This window comes from Stappia sp. ABD4_338 (assembly GCF_056312175.1).
This window is the reverse complement of sequence record NZ_CM149982.1, coordinates 211092-235499: the sequence shown is the minus strand read 5'-3', so window position 1 is coordinate 235499 and position 24408 is coordinate 211092. Positions and strand designations below refer to the sequence as shown.

The 24408-nt window shown below is 67.1% G+C and carries 19 protein-coding genes and 1 tRNA gene; 10 read left to right on the top strand and 10 right to left on the bottom strand.

Features of this window, described 5'->3' with window-relative positions:
• Positions 1 to 8: 8 nt before the first annotated feature.
• The 5 genes from ACYX4S_RS01035 to ACYX4S_RS01015 all read right to left on the bottom strand — a co-directional run bounded on the left by ACYX4S_RS01035 (position 9) and on the right by ACYX4S_RS01015 (position 4944).
• Positions 9 to 374 (bottom strand): response regulator, encoded by a 366-nt coding sequence (locus ACYX4S_RS01035; RefSeq protein WP_422069868.1) that lies wholly within the window; start codon positions 372 to 374, stop codon positions 9 to 11.
• A 53-nt stretch (positions 375 to 427) separates the two neighbouring features.
• Entirely contained in the window at positions 428 to 904 is a 477-nt protein-coding gene (locus ACYX4S_RS01030; RefSeq protein ID WP_476362797.1) for a chemotaxis protein CheW, read from the bottom strand.
• The gene (locus ACYX4S_RS01025) at positions 904 to 3702 is read right to left on the bottom strand and encodes a hybrid sensor histidine kinase/response regulator (RefSeq protein WP_476361545.1); all 2799 of its coding nucleotides are present in this window, start codon (positions 3700 to 3702) and stop codon (positions 904 to 906) included. The genes ACYX4S_RS01030 and ACYX4S_RS01025 overlap by 1 nt, the downstream gene beginning before the upstream one ends.
• 132 nt (positions 3703 to 3834) lie before the next feature.
• Complete coding sequence (gene chpT / locus ACYX4S_RS01020; RefSeq protein ID WP_422069871.1) at positions 3835 to 4479, bottom strand: histidine phosphotransferase ChpT; 645 nt, start codon at positions 4477 to 4479, stop codon at positions 3835 to 3837.
• A 102-nt stretch (positions 4480 to 4581) separates the two neighbouring features.
• On the bottom strand, positions 4582 to 4944 hold the full coding sequence (locus ACYX4S_RS01015) for a YHS domain-containing (seleno)protein (protein ID WP_476361544.1): 363 nt from the start codon (positions 4942 to 4944) through the stop codon (positions 4582 to 4584).
• 314 nt (positions 4945 to 5258) lie between these two features.
• Here ACYX4S_RS01015 and ACYX4S_RS01010 point away from each other — a divergent pair, with 314 nt between their 5' ends.
• The 4 genes from ACYX4S_RS01010 to ACYX4S_RS00995 all read left to right on the top strand — a co-directional run bounded on the left by ACYX4S_RS01010 (position 5259) and on the right by ACYX4S_RS00995 (position 10163).
• Positions 5259 to 5858: a DUF1134 domain-containing protein gene (locus ACYX4S_RS01010; RefSeq protein WP_422069873.1), complete on the top strand. Its 600-nt coding sequence runs from the start codon at positions 5259 to 5261 to the stop codon at positions 5856 to 5858.
• A 488-nt stretch (positions 5859 to 6346) separates the two neighbouring features.
• Entirely contained in the window at positions 6347 to 7603 is a 1257-nt protein-coding gene (locus tag ACYX4S_RS01005; protein ID WP_476361543.1) for a hypothetical protein, read from the top strand.
• 56 nt (positions 7604 to 7659) lie between these two features.
• Positions 7660 to 9222, top strand: a complete 1563-nt coding sequence (locus ACYX4S_RS01000) for an MBOAT family O-acyltransferase (protein WP_476361542.1) — start codon at positions 7660 to 7662, stop codon at positions 9220 to 9222.
• 2 nt (positions 9223 to 9224) lie between these two features.
• On the top strand, positions 9225 to 10163 hold the full coding sequence (locus tag ACYX4S_RS00995) for a hypothetical protein (RefSeq protein ID WP_476361541.1): 939 nt from the start codon (positions 9225 to 9227) through the stop codon (positions 10161 to 10163).
• A gap of 190 nt (positions 10164 to 10353) precedes the next feature.
• Here the strand turns inward: ACYX4S_RS00995 and ACYX4S_RS00990 are convergent.
• Both ACYX4S_RS00990 and ACYX4S_RS00985 read right to left on the bottom strand, forming a co-directional pair.
• Positions 10354 to 10429 (bottom strand) — tRNA-Glu (locus ACYX4S_RS00990).
• Positions 10430 to 10630: 201 nt separating this feature from the next.
• Positions 10631 to 10987, bottom strand: a complete 357-nt coding sequence (locus tag ACYX4S_RS00985; RefSeq protein ID WP_422069877.1) for a hypothetical protein — start codon at positions 10985 to 10987, stop codon at positions 10631 to 10633.
• A gap of 13 nt (positions 10988 to 11000) precedes the next feature.
• Here ACYX4S_RS00985 and ACYX4S_RS00980 point away from each other — a divergent pair, with 13 nt between their 5' ends.
• From ACYX4S_RS00980 to ACYX4S_RS00970, 3 genes are all read left to right on the top strand, one after another.
• Positions 11001 to 12026, top strand: coding sequence for an RluA family pseudouridine synthase (locus ACYX4S_RS00980; protein ID WP_422070261.1), 1026 nt, complete (start codon positions 11001 to 11003; stop codon positions 12024 to 12026).
• 233 nt (positions 12027 to 12259) lie between these two features.
• Positions 12260 to 13162 (top strand): RNA polymerase sigma factor RpoH, encoded by a 903-nt coding sequence (rpoH, locus tag ACYX4S_RS00975; protein ID WP_422069878.1) that lies wholly within the window; start codon positions 12260 to 12262, stop codon positions 13160 to 13162.
• A 203-nt stretch (positions 13163 to 13365) separates the two neighbouring features.
• Positions 13366 to 15579: a CHASE2 domain-containing protein gene (locus tag ACYX4S_RS00970; protein ID WP_476361540.1), complete on the top strand. Its 2214-nt coding sequence runs from the start codon at positions 13366 to 13368 to the stop codon at positions 15577 to 15579.
• On the opposite strand, the gene ACYX4S_RS00965 is transcribed toward ACYX4S_RS00970, so the two are convergent.
• Positions 15525 to 16499, bottom strand: coding sequence for a DMT family transporter (locus tag ACYX4S_RS00965; RefSeq protein WP_476361539.1), 975 nt, complete (start codon positions 16497 to 16499; stop codon positions 15525 to 15527). The two genes, ACYX4S_RS00970 and ACYX4S_RS00965, sit on opposite strands and share 55 nt — an antisense overlap.
• A 178-nt stretch (positions 16500 to 16677) precedes the next feature.
• Here ACYX4S_RS00965 and ACYX4S_RS00960 point away from each other — a divergent pair, with 178 nt between their 5' ends.
• From ACYX4S_RS00960 to ACYX4S_RS00950, 3 genes are all read left to right on the top strand, one after another.
• Positions 16678 to 18021: an MFS transporter gene (locus ACYX4S_RS00960; RefSeq protein WP_476361538.1), complete on the top strand. Its 1344-nt coding sequence runs from the start codon at positions 16678 to 16680 to the stop codon at positions 18019 to 18021.
• Positions 18022 to 18189: 168 nt separating this feature from the next.
• Positions 18190 to 19482 (top strand): adenylosuccinate synthase, encoded by a 1293-nt coding sequence (locus tag ACYX4S_RS00955; RefSeq protein ID WP_422069882.1) that lies wholly within the window; start codon positions 18190 to 18192, stop codon positions 19480 to 19482.
• 63 nt (positions 19483 to 19545) lie between these two features.
• Positions 19546 to 21357 carry a hypothetical protein gene (locus ACYX4S_RS00950; protein ID WP_476361537.1) on the top strand — a complete coding sequence of 604 codons (1812 nt, stop codon included), beginning with the start codon at positions 19546 to 19548 and terminating at the stop codon, positions 21355 to 21357.
• A 117-nt stretch (positions 21358 to 21474) separates the two neighbouring features.
• Here the strand turns inward: ACYX4S_RS00950 and serA are convergent, their stop codons facing one another.
• Together serA and ACYX4S_RS00940 are read right to left on the bottom strand one after the other, a co-directional pair.
• Positions 21475 to 23061 carry a phosphoglycerate dehydrogenase gene (serA, locus tag ACYX4S_RS00945; protein ID WP_476361536.1) on the bottom strand — a complete coding sequence of 529 codons (1587 nt, stop codon included), beginning with the start codon at positions 23059 to 23061 and terminating at the stop codon, positions 21475 to 21477.
• A gap of 98 nt (positions 23062 to 23159) precedes the next feature.
• Entirely contained in the window at positions 23160 to 24335 is a 1176-nt protein-coding gene (locus ACYX4S_RS00940; protein ID WP_476361535.1) for a phosphoserine transaminase, read from the bottom strand.
• Between the last annotated feature and the right edge of the window lie 73 nt (positions 24336 to 24408).

Genomic DNA, 24408 nt, shown 5'->3' with positions numbered 1-24408 from the left:
CCCACGGGTTAGAGCAGACCAGCTTCCTGGAACTTCGCTTCCACGATGTCCTTGTCGAAGGGCTTCATGATGTACTCGTTGGCACCGGCCCGGATCGCCTTGGTGATATGGGCGACGTCGTTCTCGGTGGTGCAGAACACCACGATGGGCTGTTCTCCGCCCTCTTCCTTGCGGAGCGAGAGCAGGAATTCCAGACCGTCCATCTCCGGCATGTTCCAGTCGAGAAGGATGGCGTCGGGCATCCGCTTGCGGCAGGACTCGAGAGCCTGCAGGCCGTTCTCCGCCTCGGAAATCTCGAAGGAAAGATCCTCCAGGATCCGACGGGCGACCTTGCGGATCACGCTGGAATCGTCAACGACGAGGCAATGCTTCATCTTGGTTGCTCCCGAATGCCGCCTTGCGGCAAGTCAGAAAGATATCCGGCCGGTCAGGCCGCGGCGAGCGGGTCGACCATGGCTCCGAACAGCCGGCTCACGTCGAGGATGATCATGAGCTTGCCGTCGAGGCGATGAACGCCGCCCGAAATCTCGGCCCAGCGCTTGTCCAGGTTCGAGGGGTTGGGCTCCTTGGAGCTGTTGGCCAGGCGCAGCACCTCACCCACGGTGTCGATCACGAGACCGTAGCTTTCGCCCTTGTGCTCGATGCCGACGGCCATCACCTGGCTGTTCTCGTCGCGCTCGGGCAGATGCAGGCGCTTGCGCATGTCGATCGCCGTGACGATGCGGCCGCGCAGGTTGAGGACACCGGCCACCTCGGGCGCCGCGAGCGGCACCCGGGTCACGCTCTCGGGCACGAACACGTCGTGGACCTGGGAGATCGGAAGGCCGAAGAGCTGGCCCCCGATCACGACCGTCACATACTGGATCGAGTCCTCGGCGGTGGCCGCAAGGTTGTCATTGTGCATCATGCCGCAATCCCCATCTCACCGGAGAACATGTCCTTGAGCGAAGCGATCAGACCCGGACGGTCGAACTTCGCCACGTAGTCGTCGAAGCCGGCCTGGCGGCCGCGCTCGATGGAAGCCGGCGACACCACCGCCGAAAGCGCCAGGACCGGCAGCTTGCGGAAGCGCGGGTCGCGCCGGAGAGCCTCGCAGAACTCGAAGCCGTTGATCTCCGGCATCTCGATGTCGCTGACGACGGCGTTGAACGTGTCGCCGTTCTCCAGAAGTTCCAGCGCCTGGCGGGCACCGGTGACCGCCGTCACGTCGTATCCGGCCGCCTTGAGAACCGGCGTCAGCATGTTGCGGAAGAAGGACGAGTCGTCGACCAGAAGCACCTTCTTGGTCAGCGCGGCGATGTCCATCTCCTTGCGCATGAACCAGTCCTCGAAGGCCTGCGGCAGGTAGTAGCCCAGGTCGATGATCTCGGTTGCGCGCTCCTTGATGACGGCGGAGCCCAGGATGCCCGGACGGTCCGACCCGACCTCGATGTTCATGCGGTCCTCGACGATATCGACGATCTCGTCGACCACGAGGCCCATCGAGCGTCCCGCGTCCGAGAACACCAGCATCGGCTGGGTGCCCTCGCCGCGACGCGTCTGCATCGGGTCGATGTAGACCAGCGGCATGAGCGCCCCGCGATACTGGACCAGATCGCGGCCGTTGGACTGCTCGATCTTGGAGACCTCGAACTCCTCCAGGCGCGTGACCAGCGACAGCGGCACGGCCTTGGGCTCCGGAGATCCGGCGCGGAAGAGCAGCATGGACACGCTGGTCTGGCCGTCGAGCTGGGCGGTGATCGCCTCCTCGGCTTCCTTGCGCTCGGTCTCGGCGACCACGCTCGAGGCATGGCTTGCCATCGCCGAGGCGACGCCGTTGGGATCGATGATCATGATCACCGCACCATCGCCGAGGATGGTGTTGCCGGAGAACATGGTCAGGTTCCGCAGCATCGTGGACATCGGCTTGACGACGATTTCCTCGGTGTGGAACACGCCGTCGACGACCACGCCGAAGGTCTGGCTGCCCACCTGCATCACCACGATGAAGCCGGTGTCCGCATCGATCTCGGAGCCGGCATGCTTGCCGTCCACGCCCAGCAGATAGGACATGTGCACCAGCGGCAGCAGCTTGTTGCGCAGGCGCAGCACCGGGGTGTCCTTGATCCGCTCGATGCGGTGCTCGGAGTTGGTCTGGACGCGCACCAGTTCCACCACCGAAAGCTGCGGAATGGCGAAACGGTCGCCGCCGGCCTCGACGATCAGCGCCGAGACGATGGCGAGCGTCAGCGGGATCTTGATGATGAAGCTCGAACCGCGGTTCGGCGCCGAACGCAGGTCGATCGTGCCGCCGATCAGCTCCACGTTGTTGCGCACCACGTCCATGCCGACGCCACGTCCGGAGACGCTGGTGACCTGGGCGGCCGTGGAGAAGCCCGCGGCGAAGATGAACTTGTGGATCTGCTGATCCGTCATCTTCTCCAGTTCGGCCTCGGTCGACAGGCCGCGCTCCAGAACCTTGGCCTTGACCCGGTCCACGTCGATGCCGCGACCGTCGTCCTTGACCTCGATGATGATGTGGCCGCCCTCATGATAGGCGGACAGCGTGATGGTGCCCTTCTCCGGCTTGCCGGCGGCGCGGCGGTCGGCCGGCATCTCCAGGCCATGGTCCGCCGAGTTGCGGATCATGTGGGTGAGCGGATCCTTGATCAGCTCCAGCACCTGCCGGTCGAGCTCGGTCTCGGCACCGACCATCTCCAGTTCGATCGGCTTGTCGAGCTCCTGGCTGAGGTCGCGCACGATACGCGGCAGCTTCTGCCAGGCGTTGCCGATCGGCTGCATGCGCGTCTTCATGACGCCTTCCTGCAGCTCGGCCGTCACGTTGGACAGGCGCTGCAGCGGAACCTTGAACTCGGAGTCCTCGTGGCGACGCGAGATCTCGAGAAGCTGGTTACGGGTGAGAACCAGCTCGGAGACCATGGTCATCAGGTGCTCGAGCGTCTCGACCGCGACGCGGATCGACTGGCTCGAGACCGACGCCTTCTTCTCGCCGTGCTCGGGATGTTCGGCCTTGTCGGCGGCGGGCTTGGCCGCGGACTTCACTTCTTCCTTCACGGCAGCCATCTTGGCGGCCGCTGCTGCCGCGGCGACGGGCGCGGACATCATCTCCGCGTCGGCGGTTGCCTCGGCATTCGTCTCGGCGGCGGCTTCAACGGGAAGTTCGACCTCGACCTCGGCCTCGCGGAACGCGCGCTCCAATTCGTCGAGGGAAACCTCGCCCGGACGCAGCGGACGCTCCAGCGTCTGCTCGGCCTGCTCCTCGGAGGCGGCCTCCTCGGCCACGGGCTCTTCCTGGACCTCGGCGCCACCGGCGCGCGCGGCCTCGGCGGCCAGCGACATGCGCTCGAGCTCGGAGATGAGGTCGTCGTCGCTGCCTTCGGGCTCGGCACCGCCGGACGCCTCGAGATCCGCGAGGATGTCCTTGATCCGGTCAATGGAGTTGAGGATCAGCGAGACCGCCTCGGAATTGACCGGCGCACCGTCGCGGAACTTGCCCATGAGCGTCTCACCGGCATGGGCGAGCGCCTCGAGGCGCGGAAGTCCCAGGAACCCGCAGGTTCCCTTGATGGTGTGGACGAGACGGAAGACGTTGTCGAGGATCTTCGCGTTGTTCGGCTCTTGCTCGAACTTCACGAGCTCGACGTCAACGACGTCGAGGCTCTCATTCGTCTCTGTAAGGAACTCGCTAAGCAGGTCGTCCATGGCAACGCTCACCCGACTGGTTACTGGTACTCGACCCGGGCCCTGAAACCCGGATCCCCATCCCGTTCAGGTGAGAATGCGCGTCAAACTGTTAAGATAGGCTGAAACCTTGCAGCACTTGACGAGGCAATGTCATTCTTTGCTGCTGGCAGTAATACTCACTCCATCTTCTTGCTTAACAACTTCTAAATCCATACCGGAATCACGCGCAAGAAGGACCGTATAGACCGGTTGCACGGTATGAGCGTCGATCCTCTCGGGATCGTGCCCGGCAGTCAGGTCAAGTACAACGGCGGGAACCTTGGTTGTGGATCCCGTTACTTTCAACTCGAAACGCGGATTGGCCGCCTCCCCGCTCATGGTCACGGTGATGAGACCGCCGCGCGGGACGCACTGGTTGGCGAGCAGGATCAGGTTCAGGAGAAGCTTGACCCGGTTCTTGGGCATCAGCAGCCGGGGAACCTGCCAGTCGAGGTCCGCCTTTTCGTTGGCAAGGAACCCGGCGGCCACCGAATGGGCATCGCCCAGGTCGATCTCCGCGCCCGCGGACCCTGCCGCGCCGAAGGCGAGACGGGCGAACTGGAGCTTCGCCGAGGCCTGCCGCGCACTCTTGCGGATCAGGTCCATGGCGAATTCCTTCATGTCCTCGGCGTTCTCCTCGTCGAGAACCTCGAGACCATTGGTGATCGCGCCAACCGGCGAGATGATGTCGTGGCACACCCGGCTTGCGACAAGGGCGGCGAGATCCAGGGCGCTGAGATCGTCGATGGAGGTCATGGCGTCGTCCTCGAGAGGGCTTGCGTCGGCCGCGTGATTCGCGGATTCGGGAAAAGCGTTACACCTGCGTCAGGATGCTGCCAAGGCGCAGGCCGGTCGGTGTCACGGCTCGCATCCCAGCCGGCCGGCGTTTCCAAGCGCCATGTCCCACAGGTTCTGGGGGTCGGCAAGAAACAGAAACCGGTTGATGTCGGAGTGGAACAGGAGCAGCCGGTTCCGGTAGAGCGCGAACAGCGCCGGGTTCCCGGACACGACGAAACCGTCCGCGAGCGCGAAGGGGTCGCAGCCGGTGAAGGCGGGGGCATAGACGAGCGGGGCCTTCTCGAAGGCGGCACGGTTGCCCTCGTTGCGGAAGATCCAGCGCGTGCCACCCCAGGAAAGCTCATGGCGCTCCGACCCCTCCACCGCCTTGTGCTGCGTGAAATAGGCGACCGGATCGCGTCCGCCGAGCGCGTAGCCGCGCATGGGATCGGTGGCGAAATCGCTCGCCCGGACCGCTTGCGCGCCACCCGCCGCAGCGGCCGCGAAAACCGCGAGGGCGAGGAGCAGGACGCAGGCGCGACGGCTATGCGCCCACCACCATAATGTCTTCCGATTTCGCTTACACTCTGACACCGAATCAGCCCCGACGACGCTTGCTCGCGAGTGTGTCCCCGATTCCCCTTGCCCGGCAACCGTCTGCCGGCATGACCGCCGCCCGGACCGGGCGGAACGGCAAGCGGGAAACGGCCTGCGTCGCCGGGCTGGCCTTGAAGGACCAGCGGGAAGGAACAAACGACATGAGAGCAGCACGCGCGGTTTCCCTCGCCTTTTCCGGGCGGCTCGCGGCGACCCTTGCCCTTGCATTCGCCCTGGCGCTTGCCGGTGCCCCGGACCGCGCACGCGCGCAGGCTCCCGAACAATACAGCCAGGATGAGCTGGTGGGTGCCGGACACCGCTTCTTCGGCCAGATTTCGGGTGGCCTGGCTTCGGTGATCGAACGTGCCGTGCAGCAGTACGGACAGCCCAACGGCTACATTCTGGGCGAGGAAGGCTCGGGCGCCATCCTCGCCGGCGCACGCTATGGCGAGGGCGCGCTCTACACACGCAACGCCGGCACCCACAAGGTGTTCTGGCAGGGCCCCTCCTTCGGCTGGGACTTCGGCGGCGACGGCGCCCGCGTCATGATGCTGGTCTACAATCTTCCCGACACCTCGGCGATCTTCCGCCGCTATGTCGGCGTCAACGGCTCCGCCTATCTCGTCGGCGGCTTCGGCATGACCGTCCTGTCCAACCACGACATCTACGTCGTGCCGGTGCGCGCCGGCCTCGGTGCCCGGCTCGGGGTCAACGTCGGCTACCTCAAGTTCACCGACAAACCGACCTGGAATCCGTTCTGACCCGTCGCTTTCCCGGAACGCGCATCCGCATCGCGGCGTGACACCCGCGCCGCGATGCTTGCGAAAAAGCGCCTCCGGGCCGGCTCCCGACTTGGCGCAAGCCCTCATGTCGGGTAATCAGAAGACGGTCTTGGCAGGATGACGGAGGGTCATTCCTCGCGAAGCGGCTTTTGTCATGCCGCACGCGGCGAACCCGAACCGCCATCCCGGGGCACCGTTTCGCGCAGGCAACGCCGGCGGACGGATTGGTCAGATATGCAGTTCGAATGGTCCGACCGGACGACCCGGTCGAGCCGGAGGCCGGAGCCCGGGCATTGATCCGGGCCATACACCGGCCCCGAGGCGACGAGGACGGAAGACGTGGCCGGCATCAGGGTGAGCAGGACGGGCGGCTGCGGCCATATCGACCCGCGTCGCGTCCCGGCGCCATGCGACCTTCCGGCCCCGGAACATGCCGCGCGGCCGGGTGTTGAAGTGGGTGATCCGTCTTGATTGAAGCGGCGATGTATGTGGCTCTCGGGTTTTGCATCGCCGGCCTGCTGGCGATCGCGATCCTGCCGGCCGTCTGGCGGCGCGCGGTTCGCCTGACCCGCCGCGCGGTCGAGGCCACGACCCCCATGACCCATTCCGAGGTGCGCGCCGAGATCGGCGGCCTGCGCGCGAGCCACGCAGTCGCGTACCGCAGGCTCGAGGCCGGCGTCGAGCGCCTGCAGAGATCGGCGGCGGAAAACCGTCTCGCCCGCGACCGGGCCGAGGCGATCGCCAACGATCTGCGCAAGGAATTCGCGTCCCGCGAACAGGCACTTTCCGAGGCGAATGCGCGCGAGGACGGACTGCGCCAGGAGCTCGTCGAACACGAAGAAGCCCTGGCACGGGCCCGCGCCAGGGTTCGCGAGCTGGAGCGCACGGTGCAGCGCCTCGCCTCGCGCCCCGAGACGGAGACCGGTCAGCCCGCCGCGTCCGTCGACACCATGGAGCCCGCCGCCGCTGGCGAACCGGCTGTCGACCGGAGCGCGGATCTTGCCGAGATCGCCCGGCTTGAGGGCGAGGTCGGCACCCTGAAGAGCGAGATCGAGGCACTGCGGCGCGAGCGCGACGCGGCCACCTCCGCCGCGTCCCCGAACGCATCCGGCGACAAGCCCCGGAAGACCTCAACGGACGAGGAAACGGCCTTGCTGCGCAAGGAGTTGCGCACGCGCGACGATCGCCTCTTCGCCGCCGAGTCAAATCTCGTCGCGGCGCGCGCCGAGATCGCGCGCCTGTCGATCCTGGCGGACGGGGAGCCCGGTTCCACGACCTCCGGCGATCCCAACGGCGACCGCGCGGGCCAGATGGCGGCGCGCGTCTCGCGGCTCGAGGCGGACAATGCGCGCCTTCGGGCCGACCTTCATTCCAATGATGATCTCATGGCGCTGCGGGACGAACTGTCCGAACTGGCCGCCGGGATCGTCGCCAACCTCGGCTCGGACGAGGATCTCGCGGCCCTGGAAGCGGCGGTAGCCCCTGATGCTTCCGCCCCGGGCACCTCTACCCCTGACACCGCAGCCTCCGGCCCGGACCGGAGTGACGGCGCAACGGACGCAGCCGACGACGCGGATGCCGCGATACCCGCGCGCAAGGGCGCCGGAAGCCGTGGCACGGAGCGCACCCAGTCGCTGGCAGCGCGCATCCGCGCCGCGCGCGGAAGAATGAAGGAAGATGCCAAGGCCCGCGCCACCGGCACGGACGGCCCGGCGTCGTCATGAGGTCCCGTGCGCGGACGTCCCGCGCCGGGCCGCTCCAGCCAAGAGCCGCTGCCTGAATGCTGTTCCCTTCGCCCGTCTTCCTGTTCGGCTTTCTGCCAGTCGTTCTTGCAGGCTTCCTGCTTCTGCGGCGCTTCGCGCCCGAGCGCGCCGGTCGCGCCTTTCTCGTGCTCGCCTCGCTCGTCTTCTACGGCTGGGCGAGCCCCCCGCACCTTCTGATCCTCGTCGCGTCGATCCTGATCAACTACGCGATCGGCCACCGCCTCCTGTCGATGGACCGGGCCCGGCGTCGCGGACGGGCGGCGCTTCTCACACTCGGCGTGACACTCAATCTGGCCGCGCTGGTCTACTTCAAGTACGTCAACTTCCTCGTGGGCGAGATCAGTTCCGCCTTTGGCCTGGACATTCATCTGGCGCAGATCGTCCTGCCCATCGGCATTTCCTTCTACACCTTTCAGCAGATCGCGTTTCTCGCCGACGCCTGGAAGCATGACACAAGGGCGCCGAGCCTTCTCGACCACGCGCTTTTCATCTCCTTCTTTCCGCAGCTCATCGCGGGTCCGATCGTCCACCACAAGGAGATGATGCCGCAGTTCCGCCACCCGCCGGACCGGGATGCCCGCCGGGCCATGGCCGCCACCGGCGTCGTCTACTTCACCGCCGGCCTGTTCAAGAAGATCGCGCTTGCCGACGCCATGGCAGCCTTTGCCGGCCCCGTCTTCGACGCGGCCGAAAAGGCCGTGCCGCTGACCCCGCTGGAAGGCTGGATCGGCGCGCTGTCCTACACACTGCAGATCTACTTCGATTTCTCGGCCTATTCGGACATGGCACTCGGGCTGGGGTTGTTCTTCGGCATATTGCTGCCGATCAACTTCAACTCCCCCTACAAGGCGGCCAGCATCATCGAGTTCTGGCAACGCTGGCACATCACCTTGTCCCGTTTCCTGCGCGACTATCTCTACATACCCCTTGGCGGAAACCGGCGCGGGATCGCCATCCGGTACAGGAACATCTTCCTCGTCATGCTTGTCGGCGGCATCTGGCACGGCGCCGGCTGGACGTTCGTGATCTGGGGGCTGGCCCACGCCGGCTTCATCATCGTCAACCACGCCTGGCGCGATCTCGGGAAAGCGGGGCTCATCACCCACGACCCCTTCGCCCATCCCGCGCTCGCCCACATCCTGACGCTGCTTGCGGTGGTTTCGGCCTGGGTCTTCTTCCGCGCCGAAACCGTGGGCGGCGCACTGCATGTACTTTCGGCCATGTTCGGCGTCAACGGTGTCTCGCTTCCCGCCGCATGGCTTGGCGACGGTACGGTGGCGAATGCCTTCGCCGCCATCGGCGTGTCGGCGGTCGACGGCGAAGTCCTTCGCGCCTCGCGGATCCACCAGCCGCTGATCCTGATCGTGCTGCTGTTTTCGCTGTGCTTCCTGGCGCCCAACACCCACATGCTTGCCCGTTTCGGGCCCGTGCGCCTGCCCGCGTTCGGCCCGCTGGCCCGGTTCGCCGGTACCAATCTCGTCGCCCCCACGACGGCCTTCGCCGTGGTGCTGGCGCTGGCCGCCTGGTTCACCATCTCGCTGCTGGCGCGGCCGAGCCCCTTCATCTATTTCCAGTTCTGACCATGACCGCAACGCCCCCGGACCTCTCCCGCTTCAAGGACCCGGCAACGGGCGGCACGCCCTTCCTGCGCGCCTTTGTGATCGCGCTTCTTGTCCTGCTGCCGGTGAAGCTCGCCTTCAGCGCCGCCTTTCCGGGCCGTGAGATCGCATCCATCCGAAGCTGGTACGAGGCCAAGCGCGAGCGCCTTGCGGCCCTGCCACGCCCGCGCGTGGTGCTGGCGGGTGGCTCGGCAACCTATTTCGGACTGGATGCGGGGTGGCTGTCACGCACGCTCGACCGACCGGTAATGAATTTCGGCCTTCACGCGGGCATGGGCGCAATCACCAATCTGCGCCTGGCCGTGGACGCATCGGCGCCCGGAGACACGGTGGTCTGGTCCCCCGAGTACGACACGCTTCTGGAGCGCTCCCTCGACACCGATCTGTCGAGCGGCCTGCGTCTGGCCATCGGCGACCTCTCGGTCATCGCCCCGTCCACGATGCTTCAGGTGCTGACGATGCCCACGGGCCTCACCGCAGGCTTCGGAATGCGTCGCCACGGTCCCTACTCAGTGTCCGTCATGACGGCCCACGGCGATGTGGGCATCGCCCGCCCGCACCAGATGACGGCGGAAAAACTGTGCTTCACCACAACGACGGAGTCCATCAACGAGGAAATCCTGCGGCAGGCCAGGACCATGGCCGAGACCGCCCGGGTACGGCTCATCCTGCGCCCGGTGCAATTTCCCGACCTGCCCTGCAACGACGGCGTCGAAAAACTTGCCGCCGACATGCTGGCGGAGGCCGCGCGCCTCGGCATCGAGACCATTGGCAACGCCGCCAGCGCGCGTGTGCCCGTCGACTGGTACTACGACACCACCTATCATCTCACGGAAAAAGGCGCGGAAGCCCAGTCGGAGCGCCTCGCACCGCTGCTTGAACAGGCTCTTGGACGCTCTTGAACGGGCTCACGCGCGGACGTCCCGCAGGACGCGCGCGTCATCACGCGGGCGACTACACACGAGACCGGAACATGTGCCGATTGCGCGGAAACAATCTGAAATTTCAAGGAAAGCGTCGATCGCCTGCCGCGCCTTTGCGCCTTCTTGCCGGCCAGATCCCGGACGCTCTGTCGAGCGTCGTTCAAGGAATTGGCACCCCCAAGGGGACTCGAACCCCTGTTTCCGCCGTGAGAGGGCGGCGTCCTAGACCGCTAGACGATGGGGGCGTCGGCAGGTCGTTGGTGACGAGGCGGGTATCTACCGCCTCCCCTTGCCGATTGCAAGCCTGCGCGTCTGGTTCCACGCGATTTTTTTGCCGGCTGCGAGGACGCCCGCGCCCCGGGCACGGGCGAAATGGCTGAAACCGGCCCTTTGCCATGTGGACGGCGGTGGATAACCCGCCGTCCGCTCCTGGACCGCTAGCGCCTCTAGCGCGCGACGAAAGCGGTTTCGCCGAGCACCTTGCCCGTTGCCGGGTCGACATGCAGCAGCCGACTCGCGTCGCCGTCCGACAGAAGCAGCACCAGCCGGCCATCGATGTAGCTCATGCTGGTGACCTGCTCGTTCTTGTCGATCAGGATGGTTGCGGCTATAGAGGCGGCGTCCGGAGCGGAACCGCCTTCACTCAGCTTGTAGAGGATGGCGGCGAACACCGCGACAAAGCCGAGACCCATCACGAGTGTCGAGAAGCCCAGAAGCCGCTTGAGGCGCGCCTGCAGGCGCTCCATTGCCGGATCGAGCGGCGCTTCCTTGTCGTGATCGTCGTCCAAATCCGGATGTGTCATGTCGAAGTCCAGTGTGAATGACCCTCTAGGGGAAAGCCCGAGCGCGGGGCGCATCGAGGTCGTGGTCGGCGTCGAGGACGCCGGCATGAGGCTCGATGCCTGCCTGGCCCGCCATGTCGGGGAGCTCAGCCGCAGCCGCCTGCAGACCCTCGTTCGCGAGGGGCGGGTGGACGTCGGCGGGCGGACCATAGTCGAGCCCAAATACCGGGTCAACGCGGGCGAGACGCTGGGTCTCGTGCTGCCCGAGCCGGAGGCGGCGGAGCCCGAACCGGAAGACATCCCCCTTGCCGTCGTCCACGAAGACGAACACCTCATCGTCATCGACAAGCCCGCCGGCCTCGTCGTGCATCCGGGCCCTGGAAACTGGTCCGGCACCATGGTCAACGCACTGCTGCATCACTGCGGTGACAGCCTGTCGGGCATCGGCGGCGTGAAGCGGCCGGGCATCGTCCATCGTCTCGACAAGGACACCAGCGGCCTTCTCGTCGTCGCCAAGACCGACGCCGCCCATCAGGCTCTGTCCGCCCAGTTCGCCGACCATGGCCGCACCGGCCCGCTGGAGCGCGAGTACACCGCGCTCGTGTGGGGCGCGCCGGGCCGCCTGCGCGGCACGGTGGACGCCGACCTCGCCCGGTCCTCCGCCAATCGCCAGAAGATCGCCGTGGTGCGCTCCGGCGGTTCGGGTCGCCACGCCGTGACCCACTGGCAGGTGATCGAGCGCTTCGGTCCGCAGGACGCGCCGCCGGTCGCCTCCCGGCTTGCCTGCCGCCTGGAGACAGGCCGCACCCACCAGATCCGCGTGCACATGGCCCATATCGGCAGCCCGCTGATCGGCGACCAGGACTACGGCGCCCACTTCCGCACCAAGTCGGCACGCCTGCCCGAGGATATCCGCGCCGTGGTCGATGCCTTTCCCCGCCAGGCGCTTCATGCCGGCCTGCTCGCCTTCGCCCATCCCGCCAGCGGCGAAACGATGCGCTTCGAAAGCCCGCTGCCGGAGGACCTGACGCGCCTGCTTGAATCAATTCGGCGCATCTGAGACTCAATTTTTGCAATTTAGAGCCCTGATTTTGTCGATTTCGTCCCTATATTCGGAAATCCGGCGTGCCGACAGGGCGCCGGTTTCGGGATGTCCCGAAAGCACCCGCGACATGGCCCGGGACCCGACCGGGGCCGGCGAGGTGCGGGCGGGACGACACGGTCGCCGCAAAGCCTGACCGGGACGGATGTCCCGGACTGCCAGGCGGGACCGGCAAGAGGAGGGTGCAGTTCATGGCCCAGAACATTCCGGCCATCACGTCCGGAGAGGGCGGCCTCAGCCGTTACCTCGACGAGATCCGGCGGTTTCCCATGCTGGAACCGCAGGAAGAATACATGCTCGCCAAGCGTTACAAGGAGCACGGCGATCCGGCCGCGGCCGAGCGGCTGGTGACCTCGCATCTGCGTCTGGTCGCCAAGATCGCCATGGGCTACCGCGGCTACGGCCTGCCCATTTCCGAGGTCGTCTCGGAAGGCAACGTCGGCCTGATGCAGGCGGTCAAGCGCTTCGAGCCCGACAAGGGCTTCCGTCTCGCCACCTATGCCATGTGGTGGATCAAGGCCGCGATCCAGGAATACATCCTGCGGTCCTGGTCGCTGGTGAAGATGGGCACGACCGCCAACCAGAAGCGGCTGTTCTTCAATCTCCGCCGCCTCAAGGGCAAGATCCAGGCGCTCGACGAGGGTGACCTCAAGCCGCACCAGGTTTCGGAGATCGCCACCAAGCTCGGCGTCAGCGAGAACGAGGTCGTCTCGATGAACCGGCGGCTTGCCGGCGATGCCTCGCTCAATGCACCGATCCGCGCCGAGGCGGACAGCGGCGAGTGGCAGGACTGGCTCGTCGACGAGAGCGACAGCCAGGAATCCATGATCGCCGAGCAGGAAGAGCTCGACATGCGCCGCAAGATGCTCGGCGACGCCATGGGCGTGCTCAACGACCGTGAACGCCGCATCTTCGAGGCCCGCCGCCTGTCGGAGGACCCGATGACGCTCGAGGACCTCTCGGGCGAGTTCGGCGTCAGCCGCGAGCGCGTCCGCCAGATCGAGGTCCGCGCCTTCGAGAAGGTGCAGAAGGCGGTTCAAAAAAGCGCCCGCGAACTGGACCGTCGCCCGGCCGAGCTGGCCTCCCCCGACTGATCCCCGGGGACGCGGCGGCGTCCATACCGTTTCGCATGTCCTTCCGGCGGCGGTCCGCCTGCCGGCAAGGTGCTTTCTTGCGCTGCGAAATGCTTTACCCTGTCGCCCGCGCGGACCGTTCCGCGCCGCGCCGGGGGTAGCCCGTTGCGTCGCAGGATAATAGCCCGGGCTGGCAGGACCGGGGACAAGGCGGGAAAGCGGACATGCGGATCACCCGGCGCAAGCGGCTGACGATCGTCTCCGTCGCGGGGCTTTTTCTTCTCGCCGTGACGGTCCTGCGCGCGGTCGATCCCGGATTTGTCACCTCCATCCGGCTGATCGGGTTCGACGGATATCAGCGCCTCTGGCCCCGCCCCCAGGGAGAGTATCCGGTCCGCATCGTCGATATCGACGAAGCGTCCCTGGAGCGGTTCGGCCAGTGGCCCTGGCGCCGCGACCGTCTGGCGGACCTGACCATGGCACTGGCCAACATGGGCGCGGCCGCGATCGCCTACGACGTGATCTTTGCCGAGCCCGACCGCCTGTCGCCCCACTCCTATGTGCCCGAACTGTCGCGCGAGGGCAGTGCGAACGTCCCTCCGGAAGCGCTGGATGCCCTGAAGCTGAGCCTGCGAGACACGGACCGCGTCTTCGCCAAGGCAATCGGAAACGCGCCGGTCGTGCTCGGGTTTGCCGTCCTGCCGGACGACAGCGGCGGACGACCGGAGCTCAAGGCCGGCATCGCCTATGCCGGCTCGAACCCGGCGGCAAGCGTCCCCGCCTTCGCCTCGACGCTGAACAGCCTGCCCGAACTTGTCGAAAGCGCCGCCGGTGACGGGGGCGTCAGCCTGTCGAGCCGGGACACGGAAGGCATCGTGCGCCGTATCCCCATGGTCTTTACCGATGGCAGGACGCTTTATCCCAGCCTCGCCATGGAGGCGCTGCGGGTGGCGCAGGGCGCGAGCGGCTTCATCGTGCGCTCGTCGGACGCCTCCGGGGAAATCTCGGGCCGGGCTCCGGAAGTGACCGACATCAAGGTCGGCGCAATCCCCTTCCCGACCACCGGCCAGGGCGAGTTCTGGGTCTATTTCAACGAGGACCGGGCGGATCGCTACGTCTCCGCCGCCGACGTCCTCGACCCGTCGAAACGCGCGCACCTCGTCCAGCTCTTCCAGGGGCATGTGGTCTTCATCGGCACCTCGTCGGTCGGCCTCTACGACATCCGCACCACCCCGCTCGGCGACCTGGTGCCGGGCGTCTCCGTTCATGCCCAGGCCGCCGAACAGATCCTTTCGGGCATCTTCCTGTCACGCCCCGACTGGGCCGACGGAGCCGAGATCATCGCCACGGTCCTGATCGGCATCGCGGTGATCGCCCTCGTCGTCTGGCTCGGCGCCATCTGGGCCGCTCTCGTCGGTGGCGTTCTGGCGGCGCTCGTCTACGGCGGTGCGCTTCATCTCTTCCGCACGCAGGGTCTTCTGCTCGATCCGGTCTACCCGACCCTTGCCAATCTGTTCGTGGTCTATGCCGCGACCACCGCCCTGCTCTATTTCCTGACCGAGCGCGAGAAACGTTTCGTGCGCGCCGCCTTCGGCCAATACCTGGCACCCGAGATGGTCAGACGGCTGGAAACCGCACCCGACGCGCTCAAGCTGGGCGGCGAAATGCGCGACATGACCATCCTGTTCATGGACGTGCGCGGCTTCACGCCGATCTCCGAACAGCTCACGCCAACCGATCTCGTGGCCTTCCTGAACGCGCTCCTGTCGCCGCTTTCGGACGAGATCCAGAACAACGAAGGCACCATCGACAAATACATCGGCGACAGCATCATGGCGTTCTGGAACGCTCCGATGACGGTGGAGGATCACGCCCGCCTCGCCTGCCGCACCGCGCTCGACATGGTCGCGATCGTCGACAGGCTCAACGCCGAGGACGCCTTCCGCTTCCAGGCCCGCGACCTTCCCACGAAGAACGTGCGCATCGGCGTCGGCCTCAACACGGGCGAGGCCTGCGTCGGCAACATGGGCTCAAACAGGCGCTTCAACTACTCGGTGATCGGCGATGCCGTGAACGTGGCGGCTCGGATCGAGTCGAGCTGCAAGGCGGTGGGCGCCGACTGCGTGGTCTCGCAGGACACCGCCCTCGCCGCACCGGACTTCGCCTTTCTGGAAGCCGGCGCCATCCCGCTGAAGGGCAAGAGCGTGCCGATCAAGCTCTTCGCCCTCGTCGGCGATCCTGCCCTTGCCAAAAGCCCCGCCTTCAAGATCCTGGCCGAGCGGCACGAGCGCCTTGTCGCGGCCATCGAGGCACGCGATCGCGGCCTTGCCGAAAGCTGTCTCGCCGCCTGTCGCGAGGCCGCCGACGGCAAGCTTTCCGACTTCTACGACCGCTTCGCCGAACGGGTCTCCGTGCTGCCCGCGGACACGCCGGCCTGACCTGCGCGCGCGCCGCGAAGCACCCGTCCGTCAAGCACGACAAGCCCCAGCAGCAGCAGCCCCATGCCGATGAGCTGCGGCAGGCCCAGCGTTTCACCCAGTGCAACGGCGCCGATCAGGCAGGCCGATACGGGAACGAGCAGCGTGACCAGAGAGGCATTGGTCGCCCCCGCCTCCACGAGCAGGCGGAAGTAGATCAGATAGGCGAGCGCGGTGCACACGACCCCGAGCGCGACAACCGCCATCCAGACGCCCGGTCCGGCGACCTCGAACCGAAATGATCCGCCCCCGATGAGGCCGAAGGCCTGCGCGAATGCCAGCGGCGCCATGATGATGCTCGAGCCGGTGAGCTGGCCGGCGGCCGAGACAAGAACCGGCATCCCCCTGAACCGCTTGGCGAAAGACGCGGCAAACGCATAGGAAAGCGCGCCACCCAGGCACAAGAGCTGTGCCCAGGGCGGGGCCCCCGCCACCCCTTGCAGGATCCCCACGTCGAGCCCCGCCGCCAGCAGTATCGCGACGCCGAGAAAGCCGATGAGAATGCCCGCGACCCGATGCGCGGCGAGCCGTTCCTGCCCGAAGACCAGCGACGCCACGAGCACGGTGAAGATCGGCGTCGTCGCGTTCAGGATCGAGGCGAGGCTCGCCGGCAGCACCGTCTGCCCCCAGAAGATCAGCGAGAAGGGGATCGCGTTGTTGAGAAGCCCCATGAGCAGGAAAGCGCCGAACAGCCGGCGTTCCAGCGGGAAGGCGATACCACGCAGGCGCAGCACCATGTGAAGCGTCAGCGCCGCCAGAAGCACGCGGAAGAAGGTCAGCACCAGCGGCGGTATGGTGCCGACGGAGTATTTCGCGATCGGAAAGGTCGCCCCCCAGATCAGCGACAGGGCAAGCAGCAAAAGCCAGTGGCGCGGGCTCATGGGGAACTCCTTTGAAACCGGGCGATCCGACCGGTCTACCGAAGCACGCGGGGCGGCCCCACCCGAAAGGCGAGCGGCCCTGAAGTTGCCGCTTGCCGATGCCTTCGCAAGGGGCCACTCTTTCCCTGCCCCGCATCGCGGCGCATCCAGATCACAGCCCGCCGCGACCTCTTCCGCCATGCCCGACGCTCCCGACCACCAGCCACAGCCGCAGTCCGGCGCGGGACCTTCAGGCCCGGCGGCACCGGGGCTCGCGCCGCTTCTGTCCCGCCTCGTGCCGCTCCTGGTGGCGGCCGCCCTGCTTCTGGGCGCCAACGGTCTCGCCATGACGGTGATCGCGGTGCGCGGCCGGCTGAACGGACTGAGCGACACGGCGATCGGCCTGTTCGGCTCGGCCTATTACGCCGGCTTCATTCTGGGCGTCCTGCTGACGCCGCTTCTCATCCGGCGCGTCGGCCACATCCGGGTGTTTTCGGCGCTCGCCGCGCTCAACGCCATCGCGATCCTGTCGCTCGTGGTGACCCCGGCCGGCCTCTCCTGGGCCGCCTCGCGGCTGGTGAGCGGCATCGCCTTCTGCGGCACGGCGATGGTGCTGGAGAGCTGGCTCAACGCGCTGTCCTCCAACGCGGAACGCGGCCGGATCCTCAGCATCTATCGCATCGTCGACCTGGGCGCGATCACCGGCGGCCAGTTCCTGCTGCCGGCCTTCGGCGGCGGCGGGCCGGAAATCCTGGTCATGACCGGGCTCCTGTTCTGCGCCGCCCTCATTCCCGTCTCGCTTGCACGGGAAGGCAATCCGCCGGTCTCCGACGTCACGCGCATCAACTATTTCTCGATCTGGCGCATCTCGCCGGTCGCGGCCGTCGGCTGCCTGACCATCGGCCTCACCAACGGCGCCTTTCGGACGGTCGGCCCGGTCTATGCGCAGGGCATCGGCATGGACGCCGACGGACTGGCGCTGCTGATCAGCCTGTGGGTGCTGGCCGGCGCGATATTCCAGTTCCCCCTCGGCTGGGCCTCCGACAGAACCGACCGCCGCCACGTCCTGATGCTGGCGACCGCCGGCGCCGGCCTCTCCTGCCTGTTCCTGTCCGGCGTCACCACGCCCGGCGCCATCTTCGCCGGCGCGTTTCTCTTCGGCGGCTTCGCCCTGCCGCTGTATTCGCTCTCCGCGGCCCATGCCAACGACCATGCGCGACCCGGCCAGTACGTGGAGCTCGCGGCCGGACTGACCATGTTCTTCGCGCTCGGCGCCATGTGCGGCCCCTTGCTGGCCTCCGCCGTCATGGACCGCTTCGGCCCCTCGGCCTTCTTCATATACACCGCCGTGCTGCATCTCGCCTTCGTCGCCTTCGTCGGCGTGCGGCTGGTGTCGCGCGAGGGCGTTCCGGCGAACCGGCGCGGCCGCTTCGTCTGGCTCCTGCGCACCTCGCCGGTGATCTTCCGTCTGGCGGGCGCCTCGCGCGCCGATCGCGGGCGAAATGCCGCACGAAACGACCGGCCGGCGGGTGAAAAGGACTGAAAAAGCTCTCAAGGAGCGCCCGAATGACGCTGCAAGGGGTCGTCATTCACGAAAACCGTCGCTATAGTCCGGTCGCAACGCCCCGGTCAGCAAACCGGGGTTTTTCGTGTGCGCGGGCGCTCATGACGCCGCCACACAGGACTCTTCAGTTCATGGGGAAATGGTGCCATGGCCAATGTCGTCGTCGTCGGGTCTCAGTGGGGTGACGAGGGAAAAGGCAAGATCGTCGACTGGCTGTCCGAACAGGCCGACGTCGTCGTGCGGTTCCAGGGCGGCCACAACGCGGGCCACACGCTCGTCATCGACGGTGTGAGCTACAAGCTCTCGCTGCTGCCCTCCGGCGTGGTGCGCGGCAAGCTGTCCGTCATCGGCAACGGCGTGGTGATCGACCCGCACGCGCTGGTGGCCGAGATCACCCGTCTCGCCGAGCAGGGCGTGTCGGTGAGCCCCGACACGCTGGCCATCGCCGAAAACGCGACGCTCATCCTGTCGCTGCACCGTGAGCTCGACGCCCTGCGCGAAGGCGCGGCATCGCCCGGCGCACGCATCGGCACCACCAAGCGCGGCATCGGCCCGGCCTATGAAGACAAGGTCGGCCGCCGTTCGATCCGCGTGCTGGATCTCGCCAACCTCAAGACGCTGCCGGCCAAGATCGACCGTCTTCTGACCCATCACAACGCCCTGCGCCGTGGCCTGGGCGAGCCGGAGATCGCCGGCGAGACGATCTATGCGGAGCTGGAAAGCGTCGCCGACAAGCTGCTGCCCTTCGTGCGCACCGGCTGGGCGCTGCTCGACACCGCGCGCCGCGACGGCAAGCGCATCCTCTTCGAGGGGGCCCAGGGCACGCTTCTCGACATCGACCACGGCACCTACCCGTTCGTCACGTCCTCCAACACGGTGTCGGGCCAGGCGGCCGCCGGCAGCGGCCTCGGCCCCGGTGCCATCGGCTATGTGCTCGGCATCACCAAGGCCTACACGACCCGCGTCGGCGAAGGCCCCTTCCCGACCGAGCAGGACAACGAGGTCGGCAACTTCCTCGGCACGCGCGGCCACGAGTTCGGCACGGTAACGGGCCGCAAGCGGCGCTGCGGCTGGTTCGACGCGGTGCTGGTGCGCCAGTCGTGCTGCATCAACGGCATTCACGGCATCGCGCTGACCAAGCTCGACGTGCTGGACGGGCTGGACGAAATCAAGATCTGCGTCGCCTACGAGCTCGACGGCAAGCGCATCGACCACCTGCCCGCCTCCCAGGGCGCGCAGGCCCGCGTGAAGCCGATCTACGAAACGCTGCCGGGCTGGAAGGAATCCACCGAGGGCGCGCGCAGCTGGGCCGACCTTCCGGCCCAGGCGGTCAAATATGTGCGGCATGTCGAGGAGCTTATCGGGGCACCGGTCGCGTTGCTCTCGACCTCGCCCGAGCGGGATGACACAATCCTTGTTCAGAATCCTTTTCAGGATTAAGCGTTGATTCTCCTCCCGCCGGCCGGCGGGAGGAGCTGTATGCGGCGATGACGAGTTGAAAACATGGCAGATTACTATCCGGTTTTGAAAAAAACCGTGGCCGCCCTTCCGGAGAACACCGGAGCGGCGCGGCGCGAGATCTACCAGCGCGCCCGCAAGGCCATCGTCGCGCAGCTGAAAGGCTATGATCCGCCGCTTTCGCCGTCGGAAATAACGGCCGAACAGCTCCGGCTGGAGGAAAGCATCCGCCGGGTCGAGGCGGAAGCCGCCCGCGATTCGCTGGGCCTGTCCTCCCGCCCCGCCCAGGCTCCGGCAGCACCCGCGCCAAAGGCACCGCCGCCCGCTCCCGCCGAACCGGAAGTGGACCAGCAGCCCGAGGAGGCTCCCGCACCGCGTGCGGCGGAGCCCGCCGCCCCCGCGCCACGTGCTCCCGAGCCCCGGACAACCGAGCCTCGCCCCGCGGAACCCCGGGCAACCGAGCCCAGGGCCCCGGCGCCACGACCGGCCGCCTCCACGGAAGCTCCGGCACCGGAGATCAAGGCCCCGGCTACACCCGTCGACGACACCGTGTCGGCGCGCAAGCGCCAGGACGGGCCCTCCGATGCCGGCGGCAACGGCCAGCGCCGCGAGCCCAGCCTCGGGACCGGTGGCAGCGAAACACCTGCGACCGAATCCCCCCGCGCGGAGCCCTCTCTCACGGCCTCCACCGATGCGGCGCCGGGCGGCTCTTCCCGTCGCGATCGCAACCGCAAGCGCTCCGATGCACGCGCCGAGCGCGCCATGGCCGGCCTCGACGGCTCGATGCGCACCTCGCGCCTTCCCTCCATTCTCGGTGGTGTCGCCGTGCTCCTGCTGCTCGTCGGCGTGGCGGCAATCGGCTATTCGCAGCGCAACACCATCATGGATCTCTTTGCCGGCGACGACACGCCGGCGGCGAACGAGCCCACCCGCACGGCCGAGCAGCCCGCCGACCAGCCGGCTGAAGAGGACTCCGGCCCGCGCAAGAACAGCGCACGCCTGCTCGAGAACGGCGAGACGGCCGTCGCGCCCGATGCGCGCTCGGTGAGCACGACGCGCATCACGCCCTCGACACCGGGTGGTCAGAGCAGTGCGGCGGAGTCCACCGCCCCTGCCCAGCAGCCGCGCCGCGACGTGACCTCGCAGGCAACCGAGACCCCGGCGGAGCAGACCGCGCAGGCCCCGGAAACGCCCGCCGCGTCCGACCAGCAGCCGGAAACCCCGGCCGCGTCCGAGGAGGCTCCCGCCGAAACGCCGCAGGCAACACCGGCCACGCCTCAGGCCCCTGCGGCAACCGCCGACAACGGCAGCGGTATCGTCGCGCAGCGCGCCATCCTGTATGAGGAAGGCGCACAGCCCGGCAGCGCTGGCCAGGCATCGGCCGGCCAGACCGTGTGGAGCGTGAGCGAAGAAACCACGGACGGCGTCACGGAGACGGTGCTTCGCATCCGCGTCGAGGTGCCGGAGCGCGGCATCACGGCCAACCTGTCGCTCAAGCCGAACCGCGACAGCTCCCTGCCGGCGAGCCATCTGCTCGAGATCAGCTTCGACCTGCCGTCCGGCTTTGCCGGGCGCGGTGTGGACGAGGTCCCCGGTCTCGTCATGAAGACCACCGAGGAGGCACGCGGCGAAGCGCTGATCGGCGCTTCGGTGAAGGTCAACGACGGCTTCTTCTGGGTTGCCCTGTCCAATGTTCCGGACGAGCAGGAGCGCAACCTGTCGCTTCTCAAGGACAGGGGCTGGATCGACATCCCCATGCTCTACGAGAACGGCAAGCGCGCCATCCTGACCCTGGAAAAGGGCACACCGGGCACCCGCGCCGTCGATCAGGCGGTCGCCGCCTGGACGCGGAGCTGATCGCCCGACGATCGATCAGACAACACGACAGACAATGCAAAAAGGCCGGATCGAGGTTCCGATCCGGCCTTTTCCTTGTGTCCGGTCCGGGTTGAGGCCCGGCTCGCGTTCAGGAACTCAGAACCGCAACTGCTTGGCCTGCTTGACCTGCGGCACCGCGACCAGGGCCTCCAGCACGCTGTCGGGCACCTCACCATCCACCTCGACGAGACAGATGGCATCCCCGCCCTGGATCAGCCGGCCGAGGTTGAAGGTCGCGATGTTGACGCCCGCCTCGCCAAGCAGCGTGCCGAGCTGCCCGATGAAGCCGGGCTTGTCCTCGTTGGTGACATAGAGCATGTGGGGCCCGAGTTCGGCCTCCATGTTGATGCCCTTCACCTGAATCACGCGCGGCTTGCCGTCGGCAAAGACGGTGCCCGCGACGGACCGTTCCTGCCGCTCGGTCTTGACCGTCAGGCGAATGTAACTCTCGTAGGCACCGGCCTGGGCGCGGCGCACCTCCTCGACCTGAATGCCGCGCTCACGTGCCAGGATCGGGGCGGAGACCATGTTCACCGTCTGCAGCAGCGGCTGCAGCACCCCGGTCAGCGCGGCCGCCGTCAGCGCCTTGACGTTCATCTCGGCGACCTCGCCCTCGTACTCGAGGCGGATCCCGGTGATGCTTGTCTCGGTCAGCTGGCCGGCGAACAGGCCGAGACGCTCGGCAAGCTTGACGAAGGGCGTCAGGCGCGGTGCTTCCTCGGCGGTGATCGAGGGCATGTTGAGCGCGTTGGAAACCGCGCCCTTGGTGAGATAGTCCGACATCTGCTCGGCCACCTGCAGCGCGACATTCTCCTGTGCCTCGGAGGTCGAGGCGCCGAGATGCGGCGTGCAGACGAGATTGGGCACGCCGAAAAGCGTGTTCTGCGTTGCCGGCTCCTCGACGAAGACGTCGACGCCGGCGCCGCCCACGTGGCCGCTCTCCAGACCGTCCCGCAGTGCCGCCTCGTCGACGAGCCCGCCACGGGCGCAGTTGATGAGGATGACGCCCTTGCGCATCTTCGAGATCGCGGCCGCGTCGATGACGTTGCGCGTCTTGTCGGTCAGCGGCGTGTGCAGGGAAATGATCTCGGCCCGCGCCAGAAGCGTCTCCAGGTCGACCTTCTCCACCCCAAGCGCGAGCGCCCGCTCCTCCGAGAGGAACGGATCGAAGGCGATGACGCGCATCTTCAACCCGATGGCACGTTCCGCGACGATGGAGCCGATGTTGCCGCAGCCGATGATGCCGAGCGTCTTCGACGTCAGCTCCACACCCATGAACTTGGACTTTTCCCACTTGCCGGCTTGGGTGGAGGCGTCGGCCTTGGGGATCTGGCGCGCCACCGCGAACATCATCGCGATGGCGTGCTCGGCGGTGGTGATCGAATTGCCGAACGGCGTGTTCATGACGATCACGCCGCGCGCGCTCGCCGCCGGAATGTCGACATTGTCGACGCCGATGCCGGCCCGCCCGACGACCTTGAGGTTGTCGGCCGCCGCCAGCAGCTTTTCCGTCACCTTGGTGGCGGAGCGGATCGCCAGCCCGTCATACTGGCCGATGACCGACAGAAGCCGGTCCTTGTCCTTGCCGAGATCCGGTTCGTAGTCCACCTCGACGCCGCGCGACTTGAAGATGGCGACGGCAGCTTCCGAAAGCTTGTCCGAAATAAGAACCTTGGGTGCCATTGATGAAATCCTCCGTGCCGGAACCGGCGGGGCATCGACGCCTGTGCTGGCGCGCCCCTGCCGGAAACCGGAAAACACCTGTCTTGTGAAGTGACCTGTCAGGCCGGCTTGCCGATACGCTCGAGCTCGACGGCGAACGCCCAGTCGAGCCACGGCAGCAGCGCCGCCACGTCGGTGGCCTCGACCGTGGCGCCGCACCAGATGCGGAAGCCGCTCGGCGCGTCGCGATAGGCGCCGATGTCGAGGGCAACGCCCTCCTTCTCGAGCGCCTGGGCCATGGCCTTGGCGAAAGCCGCCTGGGCGTCCGCATCGAGCGCGGTGACGCGCGGATCGACGATCTTCAGACAGACGGAGGTGTTGGAGCGGATGGCGGGATCGGCGGCAAGGAAGTCCACCCAGTCCGTGCGAGCCACCCAGTCGGCGATGGTGCCGGCATTGGCGTCGGCGCGGGCGATGAGCCCCCGAAGGCCGCCGAGTTCCTGCGCCCACTTGAGCGCGTCGAGATAGTCCTCGACGCAAAGCATGGACGGCGTGTTGATGGTCTCGCCCCGGAACACGCCCTCGATCAGCTTGCCGCCCTTGGTGAGGCGGAAGATCTTCGGCATCGGCCAGGCCGGCGTGTGGTTTTCCAGCCGCTCGACGGCGCGCGGGCTGAGGATGAGCATGCCGTGCGCGGCCTCGCCACCCAGCACCTTCTGCCAGGAGAAGGTCACCACATCCAGCTTCGCGAAATCCAGATCCTGGGCGAAGGCCGCGGAGGTGGCATCGCAGATCGTCAGCCCCTCGCGATCGGCGGGAATGAAGTCGGCGTCGGGAACCCGAACCCCGGAGGTGGTGCCGTTCCAGGTGAAGATCACGTCGCGGGAGAAGTCCGGCGTCGAAAGGTCGACGATCTCGCCGTAGCCGGCCTCCAGCACGCGAACGTCGTCGAGCCGCAACTGCTTGACCACGTCTGTGACCCAGCCCGAGCCGAAGCTCTCCCAGGCCAGAACGTCGACGCCGCGCGCACCGAGCAGCGACCACATGGCCATTTCCATGGCCCCGGTGTCGGAGGCGGGAACGATGCCGATCCGGCAATCGGCGGGAACCTGAAGCACCTCGCGCGTCAGGTCGATGGCCTCGGCAAGCTTGGACTTGCCGGCCTTGGCGCGGTGCGAGCGTCCAAGCGGCGCATCGCCGAGCGCCTCAAGCGCCCAACCGGGTCGCTTGGCACAGGGGCCGGAAGAGAAACGGGGATTGGCCGGCCGCTCGGCCGGATGGTCAGTCATGCTCATGTGGCTATCCTCTCAGATAGATGCCCCTCGTTGGGGAGGGGTGTCCCACCTATCGGGATAGCCGAGCGCCCGG